Source organism: Bacteroides sp. AF25-38AC, assembly GCF_003602995.1.
GTDB lineage: Bacteria > Bacteroidota > Bacteroidia > Bacteroidales > Bacteroidaceae > Bacteroides > Bacteroides uniformis.
The window spans coordinates 20,511-32,686 of sequence record NZ_QTMD01000006.1 but is presented as its reverse complement, the minus strand read 5'-3'; the positions used below and the strand labels follow the sequence as shown (position 1 = coordinate 32,686).

Here is a 12,176-nt window from a genome sequence, read left to right as displayed (position 1 = left end):
ACCAACTATCAGCGAACTAAAAGTGAAAATAATTATTGCAGGTGCCGGCGCAGTAGGCACACACTTGGCCAAGTTGCTGTCCCGCGAGAAGCAGGACATCATTCTGATGGACGACAACGAAGAGAAGTTGAGCACACTGAACTCCAACTTTGACTTGATGACGGCTACAGCTTCCCCTACCTCCATAAAAGGCTTGAAAGAAGTGGGAGTGGGAGAAGCCGACTTGTTCATAGCCGTCACCCCCGATGAAAGCCGGAACATGACCGCATGCATGCTTGCCAACAATCTGGGAGCACAGAAGACCGTAGCCCGTATTGACAACTACGAATACCTGCTGCCCAAAAACAAGGAATTTTTCCAGAAGCTGGGCGTCGATTCACTCATCTACCCGGAAATGCTTGCCGCCAAGGAAATCGTGTCCTCCATCCGCATGAGCTGGGTACGCCAATGGTGGGAGTTCTGCGGAGGAGCCTTGATACTGATAGGCACCAAGATGCGCGAAAAAGCCGAGATACTGAACATCCCCCTCCATGAGTTGGGCGGACCGGAGCTGCCCTATCACGTGGTAGCCATCAAACGGGGAAGCGAAACACTGATTCCCCGTGGTGACGATACCATCAAGCTACATGACATCGTATACTTCACCACCACACGAAAATACGTCCCCTACATCCGCAAAATAGCCGGCAAGGAAGATTATGCCGATGTGCGCAACGTGATGATTATGGGTGGAAGCCGGATTGCCGTACGCACCGCCCAATACGTCCCGGACTACATGCAGGTGAAAATCGTGGACAACGACCTGAACCGCTGCAACCGCCTGACCGAGTTGCTTGACGACCGCACCATGATTATCAATGGCGACGGGCGGGATATGGACTTACTTGTGGAAGAGGGACTGAAGAACACGGAAGCCTTCGTAGCCTTGACCGGCAACTCGGAAACCAATATTCTGGCCTGCCTTGCCGCCAAACGCATGGGAGTCAGCAAAACCGTAGCGGAAGTGGAGAACATCGACTACATAGGCATGGCCGAAAGCCTTGACATCGGCACCGTCATCAACAAAAAGATGATTGCTGCCAGCCACATCTACCAGATGATGCTGGATGCGGACGTCAGCAACGTGAAATGCCTGACCTTTGCCAATGCCGATGTAGCAGAATTTACCGTTAAGGCCGGCTCGAAGATTACCAAACATCCGGTAAAAGACCTCGGCCTCCCGAAAGGAGCCACCATCGGCGGACTTATCCGCCAGGGGGAAGGCGTTGTGGTTATGGGTAACACCCTGATACAGCCGGGTGACCATGTAGTGGTATTCTGCCTGAACATGATGATTAAGAAAATCGAAAAATACTTTAACTAATTGAGAATGAGTAGTTGGTAAATGATTAACTTCAAGACAATCATACGGATTATCGGTATTCTGCTATTGCTGGAAACAGTCATGTTTCTGGTCTGTTCGGGCGTGTCCTTCTACTACAGAGAAAGCGATATGCTCGACTTCTGGAAAGCAGGAGGCATCACAGCAGGGGTAGGCTTATTGCTGGCGGCTCTCGGCAAGGGAGGTGAACGACAACTGACGCGCCGTGACGGATATGTACTGGTCAGCTTTGCCTGGGTGGCATTCTCTCTTTTCGGAATGCTGCCTTTCTATATAGGCGGATACATACCCGACATTGCCAATGCATTCTTCGAAACCATGTCCGGTTTCAGCAGTACGGGTGCCACCATCTTGGACGACATCGAGTCACTTCCTCATGGAATACTGTTCTGGCGCAGTATGACACAGTGGATTGGCGGCTTGGGAATCATCATGTTCACCATTGCAGTGCTTCCCATCTTCGGAGTCAGTGGCCTGCAGGTGTTCGCCGCCGAGGCAAGCGGCCCTACACATGACAAGGTTCATCCCCGTATCGGTATCACCGCCAAATGGATTTGGAGTATCTATGCCGGCATAACCGCTCTGCTTGTCGGTCTGCTGATGCTTGGAGGTATGGACTGGTTCGACAGTATCTGCCATGCATTTGCCACTACCGGTACCGGTGGCTTCTCCACCAAGCAGGCCAGCGTTGCCTACTACAAATCTCCTTATATAGAATATGTCATCTCCATTTTCATGTTTATCTCCGGCATCAACTTCACCTTGCTATTATTGTTCGTCAACCGGAAATTCAAGAAGTTCATCGGCAATGCCGAGCTGAAATTCTATTTCGGTTCAGTTGTGCTCTTCACTGCCGTCATAGCCATCGTGCTTTACTATACCAGTCCCATGGGGATGGAAGAATCCTTCCGCAAATCCTTGTTCCAGGTAATCTCCCTCCAGACCTCCACCGGTTTTGCGACAGATGACTATATGCAATGGACACCCGTCTTGTGGGGGCTGCTTACCATCATCATGCTGATGGGAGCGTGTGCAGGCAGTACCACCGGAGGCTTGAAGTGTATACGTATGGTAATTCTTACCAAAGTTTCACGAAACGAGTTCAAACACATCCTACATCCCAATGCCATACTTCCGGTACGGATAAACAAGCAGGTAATCTCTCCCTCCATTGTCTCCACCGTACTGGCCTTTTGTTTTATTTATATCGCCATTATAGTCATCAGCACACTGCTCATGATGGCTATGGAGGTCGGAGCTGAAGAAGCAATGGGCTGCGTTATTTCCAGTATCGGTAATATGGGACCCGGATTGGGTAAAACCGGACCTGCCTATTCGTGGAATGCCCTGCCCGATGCAGCTAAATGGCTGTTATCCTTTTTAATGCTTCTGGGTCGTCTTGAGTTATTTACCGTACTGCTGCTTTTCACACCGGATTTCTGGAAACGGAATTGATTTAGGATAAAAAGTGTAAAAATAATCATTTTTTGTTATGCGGGGATAGCAAATTGAACAATACTTATTATATCTTTGCGTCCTTGAAAGAGAGAATTGTGGTATGAAGCAATGCATTAAATACTGTTTAATCATAATCTTTGCAGCCCTATTGCACGACAGTGCAACCGGAGCTGCAGATATTTTGTGCGTTCCTGCCACCCGACAAGCAGAATGCTGTACGCTGTCACAAGCTCCTACCACCCAACAAGCAGTCCAGAAGTTCTACGACTTGTTTTCACCAAACTCCCTCTGCATAGAACATGTGGACCATACGCAAGTACCAACCAACAAAAGCGTACTCCTGCGCATGTACATCTACAAGATGCAGCAGCATGCCTATGCACCGGAATGCGACCGTTTGTTGAATCTGTCTCCTCATCCCGTACCCGACGCGAATTATTACGTGTTCGGGCTAAGAAAGATTATCATTTAGAAGGCCTGCAAGCGCAGACGCTTGCCCCTGACCTCGCCGGACAACAAATCAGAGGTTTTGTCCTCCGGTGCGATGTATCTATTATTATATATCTAAAATCTTATCAGGTTTATGAACTTTACTTTGTTAGTGGTCGTCTTATTGACGGCAATCGCTTTCGTGGGTATCGTCATCGCGCTCTCCAATGCGATAGCACCCCGTTCGTACAATGCACAGAAGATGGAGCCGTACGAGTGTGGTATCCCTACCCGCGGTAAATCGTGGATGCAATTCCGGGTAGGTTACTATCTGTTTGCCATCTTGTTCCTGATGTTCGAAGTGGAAACGGTATTTCTGTTCCCTTGGGCAGTCATCACCCGCGAACTTGGCGTGGCAGGACTTTTCAGTGTTTTATTTTTCCTGATTATATTGATTCTGGGCCTTGCTTATGCCTGGAGGAAAGGAGCTTTGGAATGGAAGTAACAAAGAAACCGAAAATTAAATCTATCCCTTATGAGGAGTTTACAGACAACGAAACGTTGGAGAAACTGGTTCGGGAACTTAATGCCGGAGGCGCCAATGTCGCCCTTGGCGTACTGGACGATTTCGTCAACTGGGGACGCAGCAACTCACTGTGGCCTCTTACGTTTGCAACCAGCTGTTGCGGTATCGAATTCATGGCCCTCGGCGCAGCCCGCTACGATATGGCGCGCTTCGGGTTCGAGGTAGCCCGTGCCAGTCCGCGCCAGGCAGACATGATTATGGTTTGCGGAACAATAACCAACAAGATGGCTCCCGTTCTGAAACGTCTTTACGACCAGATGGCCGATCCGAAATATGTAGTAGCCGTAGGCGGCTGTGCCGTCAGCGGAGGCCCGTTCAAGAAATCCTATCACGTGGTGAACGGTGTGGACAAGATTCTGCCGGTGGATGTCTACATTCCCGGTTGCCCTCCGCGTCCGGAAGCATTCTACTACGGCATGATGCAATTGCAGCGTAAAGTGAAAATAGAGAAATACTTCGGTGGAGTAAACAGAAAAGAAGAGAACCACTAATCAGTACTTAAAAATATGGAAATAAAATACATAGAGCCCTCAGTCCTGCACGACGAAATGCTGCGTCTGCGGAAAGAGAAACAAATGGACTTCCTGGAATGCCTCAGCGGTATGGATTGGGGAATACCCGACGAGAAAGACGCACCGGACACCCCCCGCGGACTCGGTGTAGTCTATCTGTTGGAATCTACTGTTACCGGCGAACGGATAGCGGTACGCACCGCCACTCTAAACCGGGAACATCCCGAACTTCCTTCCGTCAGCGATATCTGGAAAGCTGCGGATTTCAACGAGCGCGAAGTCTACGACTTTTACGGCATCGTTTTCATCGGTCATCCGGATATGCGCCGACTCTATCTGCGCAATGACTGGGTAGGCTATCCCATGCGTAAAGACAATGAGCCGGAAAAAGATAATCCGTTGCGTATGGACAACGAAGAAACGGTGGACACCACCATGGAATTGGAGCTGAATCCCGACGGTAGCATCAAAAATAAGGAGATGCAACTTTTCGGTGATGAGGAATATGTGGTGAACATCGGTCCCCAACATCCGGCCACCCACGGCGTAATGCGCTTCCGTGTATCATTGGAGGGTGAAATCATCGACAAGATTGATGCCAACTGCGGCTACATCCACCGGGGTATCGAGAAGATGTGCGAAAGCCTGACCTATCCGCAGACCTTGGCTCTGACCGACCGTCTGGACTACCTGGGCGCACACCAGAACCGCCATGCCTTGTGCATGTGTATCGAAAAGGCAATGGGCGTGGAAGTAAGCGAACGCGTGCAGTACATACGTACCATCATGGACGAGTTGCAGCGAATAGACTCTCACCTGCTGTTCTATTCTTGTCTTGCTATGGACCTGGGTGCATTAACGGCCTTCTTCTACGGTTTCCGCGACCGCGAAAAGATACTCGACATCTTTGAGGAAACTTGCGGCGGACGCCTCATCATGAACTACAACACCATCGGTGGCGTGCAGGCAGACATTGCTCCCGGCTTCGTAAAGAAAGTGAAGGAGTTTATCCCCTACCTCCGCGGTATCCTACACGAATATCACGACGTATTCACCGGGAACATCATTGCCCAGCAACGTCTGAAAGGTGTGGGTATACTCTCACGGGAAGATGCCATCGCCTTTGGAGCTACCGGAGGCACCGGACGCGCCAGCGGATGGGCCTGCGACGTGCGTAAGCGTATGCCATATGCCGTATATGACAAGGTGGACTTTAAAGAAATCATCCGCACCGAAGGCGATTCATGGGCACGCTACCTTATCCGTATGGATGAAATTCTGGAGAGCCTGAAGATTATCGAGCAACTGATAGACAACATCCCGGAAGGAGCCTACCAGGAAAAGATGAAACCTATTATCCGCGTACCGGAAGGCACTTATTATGCAGCCGTAGAAGGTAGCCGCGGTGAGTTCGGCGTCTTCCTCGAAAGCCACGGCGACAAGATGCCTTACCGCCTGCATTTCCGCAGTACGGGCTTGCCATTGGTATCGACCGTAAATACGATTTGCCGCGGAGCTAAAATCGCCGACCTTATTGCCATTGGCGGAACATTGGATTATGTAGTACCAGATATTGACAGATAAAAGGATTTACGATTTGACAATTTACAATTTACCATGCGGAATTACAGCGCAGCCAAATTATAAATTGTACATTGTGAATTGTAAATCAAAAAGCGCCTCGTAAATTGTAAATAGTAAATTGTAAATAGTAAATGAACAACGTGTTTGACTTTAGTATAGTAACCAACTGGATACACCAGATGCTGACTTCCCTGATGCCGGAAGGTCTGGCAATATTCCTCGAATGCGTGGTGATTGGCGTATGCATCATCTTGATGTATGCCGTGCTTGCCATCATCCTGATTTACATGGAGCGTAAAATATGCGCCTTCTTCCAATGCCGCCTCGGTCCGATGCGCGTGGGGAAATGGGGATTGCTCCAAGTGCCCTGCGACGTCATCAAGATGTTGACAAAGGAAATCATTGATTTGAAATTCTCTGACCGGTTCCTCTACAATCTGGCACCGTTCATGGTAATCATCGCTTCTTTCCTGACATTTGCCTGCCTGCCCATCAACAAGGGATTGGAGGTATTGGACTTCAATGTAGGAGTGTTCTTCCTGCTGGCTGCATCGAGTATCGGCGTAGTGGGTATCCTGCTGGCAGGCTGGAGTTCCAACAATAAATTCTCGCTGATTGGAGCCATGCGAAGCGGTGCGCAGATTATCAGCTACGAGTTGTCCTGCGGATTGAGCATACTGACAATGGTAGTGTTGATGGGAACCATGCAGTTCTCCGAAATAGTAGAAGGACAAGCTGACGGCTGGTTCATCTTCAAGGGACATATCCCTGCATTGATAGCCTTCATCATCTACCTCATTGCCGGAAATGCGGAAACCAACCGCGGTCCCTTCGACTTGCCCGAAGCCGAAAGCGAGTTGACTGCCGGATACCATACGGAATACAGCGGTATGGGCTTCGGATTCTTCTATCTGGCAGAATATTTGAATCTGTTTATCGTAGCCTCCGTGGCAGCCACCATCTTCCTGGGAGGCTGGATGCCGCTACACATCGTAGGCCTGGACGGCTTCAACGCAGTGATGGATTACATTCCGGGATTTGTATGGTTCTTCGGAAAGGCCTTCTTCGTAGTCTTCCTGCTGATGTGGATAAAGTGGACCTTCCCCCGCCTGCGTATTGACCAGATTCTGAATCTGGAGTGGAAGTACCTGGTACCCATCTCTATGGTGAACTTGATTTTGATGGTATTAATTGTAGTATTTAAATTGCATTTCTAACCGGCGTAGCGCCGGAGCAAGATTTCCTTGCGGATAATTTTAATAAAGGCAAAAGTAATGAAAGAAAAGAACTCTTATATCGGCGGACTCATACACGGCGTCACTTCTCTGCTGACAGGTATGAAGACAACCATGACCGTATTCTGCCGACGAAAGACTACCGAACAATATCCGGAAAACCGCTCGACATTGAAACTCTCCGACCGTTTCCGTGGCACGCTGACCATGCCCCATAATGATAAAAATGAACATCGGTGTGTAGCTTGCGGTTTGTGCCAGATGGCTTGTCCCAACGACACTATCAAGGTGACCGGCGAGATGGTTGAAACGGAAGACGGCAAGAAAAAGAAGATATTGGTTAAGTACGAATACGACCTCGGTTCGTGCATGTTCTGCCAACTCTGTGTGAATGCCTGCCCTCACGATGCCATCACGTTCGACCAGGATTTTGAGCATGCAGTGTTTGACCGCACGAAACTGGTCATGACGCTGAACCGTCCGGGCAGCCATGTAGAAGAAAAAAAGAAACCCGCTGCTCCCAAAGAAGAGACAACAAAGTAATTCGTTAATAGTAACTTGTAATTAAACAACATGGAAATAACTCTTGAAACAGTAGTATTCTACTTCCTTGCGGCCTTTATCACCGTATTTTCCATCTTGACGGTAACGACCCACCGCATGGTGCGCTCGGCCACCTACCTGCTGTTCGTGCTTTTCGGTACGGCAGGCATCTACTTTCTGCTGGGTTACACCTTCCTCGGTTCCGTGCAGATTATGGTCTATGCCGGCGGTATCGTAGTGCTCTACGTCTTCTCCATACTGCTTACCAGTGGCGAAGGCGATGTCATCGAGAAGTTAAAGCGTAGCAGGTTCCTTGCCGGACTGGGTGCCACCGTGGGCGGTGCCATCATCGTAGTATTCATCACTTTGAAGCATAAGTTCATTGCCACCACCGACGTGGAGCCTTTGGAAGTCAACATCAAGACCATCGGTCACCACATGCTGAGCGGTGACAAGTATGGTTATCTGCTTCCCTTCGAAGCTGTCAGCATCTTGTTATTGGCATGTATCGTAGGTGGATTATTAATAGCACGTAAAAGATAAGAATTATGATACACATGGAATATTATCTGATAGTTTCGGCTATCATGTTCTTCGCAGGCATCTACGGGTTCTTCACCCGCCGCAACACGCTGGCGATACTTATCAGCATCGAGCTGATACTGAATGCCACGGACATCAACTTTGCTGTATTCAACCGTTTCCTATTCCCCGGAGGACTGGAAGGATATTTCTTCTCTTTATTCTCCATCGCCATCTCGGCGGCCGAAACGGCTGTAGCCATTGCCATCATGATTAACATCTACCGCAACATCCGCAGCATCCAGGTGAACAAACTGGATGAGATGAAGTGGTAAGAGCAAGAATCGCCAAGCGATGTTTCTTGAATAGTAATAATTGATAAACATAGTATATATGGAATATACAATATTAATCCTTCTACTCCCTTTCCTCTCTTTCCTCGCTCTGGGACTTGGAGGTAAATGGATGTCACACCGCACTGCCGGCCTTATCGGAACTGCGGCACTGAGTGTGGTCGCAGTGCTTTCCTATCTCACCGCAGGAATGTACTTCAGCGCTCCCCGCCTTGCCGATGGTACGTACGAGGCGCTGATGCCCTATAACTTCAAATGGCTGCCTTTCACAGAAAGCCTCAGTATCGACATGGGTATCCTACTCGACCCGATTTCGGTTATGATGCTCGTGGTCATCAGTACCGTTTCGCTGCTGGTACACATATACTCTTTCGGCTACATGAAGGGCGAACGCGGTTTCCAGCGTTACTACGCCTTCCTGTCGCTCTTCACCATGTCCATGCTCGGACTGGTAGTAGCAACGAATATCTTCCAGATGTATCTGTTCTGGGAGTTGGTGGGCGTGTCCTCCTATCTGCTGATTGGTTTCTATTATACGAAGCCGGCGGCTATTGCCGCTTCGAAGAAGGCTTTTATCGTGACCCGTTTTGCTGACCTGGGATTCCTTATAGGTATCCTCGTCTATGGGTATTATGCCGGTACATACACCTTCAGCCCTAATGAGATGGCGCTGGCAAAGGGCGGTGCGGCAATGATTCCGCTTGCCTTGGGACTGATGTTCATCGGTGGTGCCGGAAAGAGTGCCATGTTCCCGTTGCACATCTGGCTGCCCGATGCCATGGAAGGTCCTACGCCGGTCAGTGCACTGATTCATGCCGCCACAATGGTGGTTGCAGGTGTCTATCTGGTGGCACGCATGTTCCCGTTGTTCATAGAATATGCTCCCAGCGTGCTGCACATCGTGGCATACGTAGGAGCCTTCACGGCATTCTATGCCGCCAGTGTGGCATGTGTGCAGAGTGACATCAAGCGTGTACTGGCATTCTCCACCATCTCCCAAATCGGTTTCATGATGGTGGCGCTGGGTGTATGTACATCAGCCAACCCACACGAAGGGGGACTGGGCTACATGGCAGGCATGTTCCACTTGTTCACACACGCCATGTTCAAGGCATTGCTGTTCCTCGGAGCGGGTAGCATCATCCATGCCGTACACAGCAACGAGATGTCTGCCATGGGCGGACTGCGGAAGTATATGCCCATTACACATATCACGTTCCTCATCGCCTGCCTTGCCATTGCAGGTATTCCTCCGTTCTCCGGATTCTTCTCCAAAGATGAAATCCTGACGGCATGCTTCCAGTTCAGCCCCACTATGGGATGGATTATGACAGTGATTGCAGGTATGACAGCATTCTATATGTTCCGTCTTTATTATGGTATCTTTTGGGCCGGCTCAGAGCCGGGGCAAAAGTCGGCAAGCGATGGGGGCGACAGCCACATGCCTCACCCCCACGAGAGTCCTCTGGCGATGACCCTGCCCCTGATGCTCCTTGCTGTGGTTACGATAATTGCCGGTTTCATTCCTTTCGGACACTTCATCAGTTCCAACGGTGAAGCATATAACATCCATCTGGATTGGAGTGTGGCAGGTACAAGTATCGCCGTAGCGGTGGTTTCCATAGCCATTGCCACCTACATCTATGCAGGTAGCCGGCAACCCGTTGCCGATACATTGGCACACCGTTTCAAAGGCTTGTGGACAGCAGCTTACCACCGCTTCTATCTGGACGAGGTCTACCAGTTCATCACCCACCGCATCATCTTCGGCTGCATCTGCCACCCCATTGCATGGTGGGACCGCCACGTGGTCGACGGTTTCTTCAACTTCCTTGCCTGGGGGGCTGAAGCTACCAGTGAAGAGATACGCGGCCTGCAAAGCGGACGCATCCAGCAATATACATTTGTATTCCTGCTGGGCACGCTGGCACTGATACTGCTACTATTGCTATAACCCGAGATTTTTCAATCGTAAATCGTAAATCGTTAAATCGTAAATATAAAGATGAACTTTTTATCATTATTCGTACTCATCCCCTTGCTGATGTTGCTGGGTCTTTGGCTCAGCCGCAACATCGCACAAATACGCGCGGTGATGGTGACCGGTGCATCGGCTCTGCTGGTTCTTTCTGCAGCATTGACCGTGATGTACCTCAATGCACGCCACGCTGGTGCCACGGATGAAATGCTGTTCCGTGCCGACATGGTCTGGTATCCTGCACTCAACATCCACTATTCGGTAGGAGTAGACGGTATTTCGGTAGCCATGCTGCTGCTTTCGGCCATCATTGTCTTTACCGGAACATTCGCCTCCTGGAGGCTGCAACCGCTGACTAAAGAATATTTCCTTTGGTTCACCTTCCTCTCCATCGGTGTGTTCGGGTTCTTCATCTCGATAGACCTGTTCACCATGTTCATGTTCTACGAGGTTGCCCTCATTCCCATGTATCTGCTTATCGGTGTATGGGGGTCGGGACGCAAGGAGTACTCCGCCATGAAGCTGACACTGATGCTGATGGGCGGCTCCGCCTTCCTGCTTATCGGTATCCTGGGTATCTACTACGGTGCCGGAGCCACCTCTATGAACCTATTGGAAATAGCACAGATGCACAATATTCCCATCGAACAGCAACGTATCTGGTTCCCGCTCACCTTCCTCGGTTTCGGTGTGCTGGGCGCTCTGTTCCCGTTCCACACATGGAGCCCCGACGGTCACGCCTCCGCACCGACTGCCGTATCCATGCTCCATGCCGGTGTATTGATGAAACTGGGAGGTTACGGATGTTTCCGCATAGCCATGTACCTGATGCCCGAAGCTGCACAAGAACTGGGATGGATATTCCTGATTCTTACCGGAATCTCCGTGGTATACGGTGCATTCTCCGCTTGTGTACAAACCGACTTGAAGTATATCAATGCCTACTCTTCCGTCAGCCATTGCGGCCTGGTGTTGTTCGCCATCCTGATGATGAACCAGACAGCTTGCACGGGTGCTGTTCTGCAGATGCTCTCTCACGGACTGATGACAGCCTTGTTCTTCGCCCTTATCGGTATGATATACGGACGTACCCATACGCGTGACGTCCGCGAACTCTCCGGTCTGATGAAGATTATGCCTTTTCTGGCTGTCTGCTATGTAATCGCCGGTCTTGCCAATCTGGGACTGCCCGGACTCAGCGGTTTCATTGCCGAAATGACCATCTTCACCGGTTCGTTCCAGCATCCCGATACGTTCCACCGCGTGTGGACGGTCATTGCATGCAGCTCCATCGTGATTACGGCAGTCTATATCCTGCGACTGGTAGGAAAGATTCTCTATGGCACCTGCACTAACAAGCATCACCTCACCTTGAGCGATGCAACCTGGGACGAACGTACAGCGGTCATCATCCTCATCGCATGCGTTGCCGCCCTCGGTATGGCACCATGGTGGATTAGCGGCATGATTGGAGACAGCGTGCTGCCAATAACTGATTTATTTACGATTTGACGATTTACGATTGATAAATGACTTGTAAATCCCAAGAGTAACCTCAATCGTAAATCGTAAAATCGTAAATCCCAAGAGTAATT

Annotated in this window: 12 protein-coding genes; all 12 read left to right on the top strand. The window is 50.0% G+C overall.

Annotated elements, in window-relative coordinates; genetic code table 11:
• Positions 1-22: 22 nt before the first annotated feature.
• The 12 genes from trkA (at position 23) to DWY55_RS05600 (ending at position 12,093) form a co-directional block, all read left to right on the top strand.
• Entirely contained in the window at positions 23-1,363 is a 1,341-nt protein-coding gene (trkA, locus tag DWY55_RS05655) for a Trk system potassium transporter TrkA (RefSeq protein ID WP_005835221.1), read from the top strand.
• Positions 1,364-1,384: 21 nt separating this feature from the next.
• The gene (locus DWY55_RS05650; protein ID WP_120178038.1) at positions 1,385-2,836 is read left to right on the top strand and encodes a TrkH family potassium uptake protein; all 1,452 of its coding nucleotides are present in this window, start codon (positions 1,385-1,387) and stop codon (positions 2,834-2,836) included.
• A 103-nt stretch (positions 2,837-2,939) separates the two neighbouring features.
• Positions 2,940-3,311: a hypothetical protein gene (locus DWY55_RS05645; RefSeq protein WP_005823953.1), complete on the top strand. Its 372-nt coding sequence runs from the start codon at positions 2,940-2,942 to the stop codon at positions 3,309-3,311.
• Positions 3,312-3,422: 111 nt separating this feature from the next.
• On the top strand, positions 3,423-3,773 hold the full coding sequence (locus tag DWY55_RS05640; protein WP_005823956.1) for an NADH-quinone oxidoreductase subunit A: 351 nt from the start codon (positions 3,423-3,425) through the stop codon (positions 3,771-3,773).
• Positions 3,764-4,345, top strand: a complete 582-nt coding sequence (locus DWY55_RS05635) for an NADH-quinone oxidoreductase subunit B (protein WP_005823959.1) — start codon at positions 3,764-3,766, stop codon at positions 4,343-4,345. Before DWY55_RS05640 ends, DWY55_RS05635 begins: the two co-directional genes overlap by 10 nt.
• A 15-nt stretch (positions 4,346-4,360) precedes the next feature.
• Complete coding sequence (locus tag DWY55_RS05630) at positions 4,361-5,950, top strand: NADH-quinone oxidoreductase subunit D (RefSeq protein ID WP_008665629.1); 1,590 nt, start codon at positions 4,361-4,363, stop codon at positions 5,948-5,950.
• 140 nt (positions 5,951-6,090) lie between these two features.
• Complete coding sequence (nuoH, locus tag DWY55_RS05625) at positions 6,091-7,167, top strand: NADH-quinone oxidoreductase subunit NuoH (RefSeq protein WP_009037156.1); 1,077 nt, start codon at positions 6,091-6,093, stop codon at positions 7,165-7,167.
• Between the two features lie 57 nt (positions 7,168-7,224).
• On the top strand, positions 7,225-7,728 hold the full coding sequence (locus DWY55_RS05620; RefSeq protein ID WP_005835213.1) for a 4Fe-4S binding protein: 504 nt from the start codon (positions 7,225-7,227) through the stop codon (positions 7,726-7,728).
• 30 nt (positions 7,729-7,758) lie between these two features.
• On the top strand, positions 7,759-8,271 hold the full coding sequence (locus DWY55_RS05615) for an NADH-quinone oxidoreductase subunit J (protein ID WP_005823970.1): 513 nt from the start codon (positions 7,759-7,761) through the stop codon (positions 8,269-8,271).
• Positions 8,272-8,276: 5 nt separating this feature from the next.
• A complete protein-coding gene (nuoK, locus tag DWY55_RS05610) occupies positions 8,277-8,585 on the top strand; it encodes an NADH-quinone oxidoreductase subunit NuoK (protein WP_005823972.1) in 309 nt (102 codons plus the stop codon).
• 58 nt (positions 8,586-8,643) lie between these two features.
• Positions 8,644-10,557 carry an NADH-quinone oxidoreductase subunit L gene (nuoL, locus tag DWY55_RS05605; RefSeq protein ID WP_117713612.1) on the top strand — a complete coding sequence of 638 codons (1,914 nt, stop codon included), beginning with the start codon at positions 8,644-8,646 and terminating at the stop codon, positions 10,555-10,557.
• Positions 10,558-10,608: 51 nt separating this feature from the next.
• Complete coding sequence (locus DWY55_RS05600; protein WP_005823976.1) at positions 10,609-12,093, top strand: NuoM family protein; 1,485 nt, start codon at positions 10,609-10,611, stop codon at positions 12,091-12,093.
• Positions 12,094-12,176 lie beyond the last annotated feature (83 nt).

Excerpts from the sequence above, each read along its gene's own strand:
- DWY55_RS05620 (WP_005835213.1), top strand. The coding sequence starts at position 7,225 with ATGAAAGAAAAGAACTCTTATATCGGCGGACTCATACACGGCGTCACT.
- nuoL (WP_117713612.1), top strand. The coding sequence starts at position 8,644 with ATGGAATATACAATATTAATCCTTCTACTCCCTTTCCTCTCTTTCCTC.
- DWY55_RS05640 (WP_005823956.1), top strand. The coding sequence starts at position 3,423 with ATGAACTTTACTTTGTTAGTGGTCGTCTTATTGACGGCAATCGCTTTC.
- DWY55_RS05615 (WP_005823970.1), top strand. The coding sequence starts at position 7,759 with ATGGAAATAACTCTTGAAACAGTAGTATTCTACTTCCTTGCGGCCTTT.
- DWY55_RS05630 (WP_008665629.1), top strand. The coding sequence starts at position 4,361 with ATGGAAATAAAATACATAGAGCCCTCAGTCCTGCACGACGAAATGCTG.
- DWY55_RS05645 (WP_005823953.1), top strand. The coding sequence starts at position 2,940 with ATGAAGCAATGCATTAAATACTGTTTAATCATAATCTTTGCAGCCCTA.
- nuoK (WP_005823972.1), top strand. The coding sequence starts at position 8,277 with ATGATACACATGGAATATTATCTGATAGTTTCGGCTATCATGTTCTTC.
- DWY55_RS05600 (WP_005823976.1), top strand. The coding sequence starts at position 10,609 with ATGAACTTTTTATCATTATTCGTACTCATCCCCTTGCTGATGTTGCTG.
- DWY55_RS05650 (WP_120178038.1), top strand. The coding sequence starts at position 1,385 with ATGATTAACTTCAAGACAATCATACGGATTATCGGTATTCTGCTATTG.
- DWY55_RS05635 (WP_005823959.1), top strand. The coding sequence starts at position 3,764 with ATGGAAGTAACAAAGAAACCGAAAATTAAATCTATCCCTTATGAGGAG.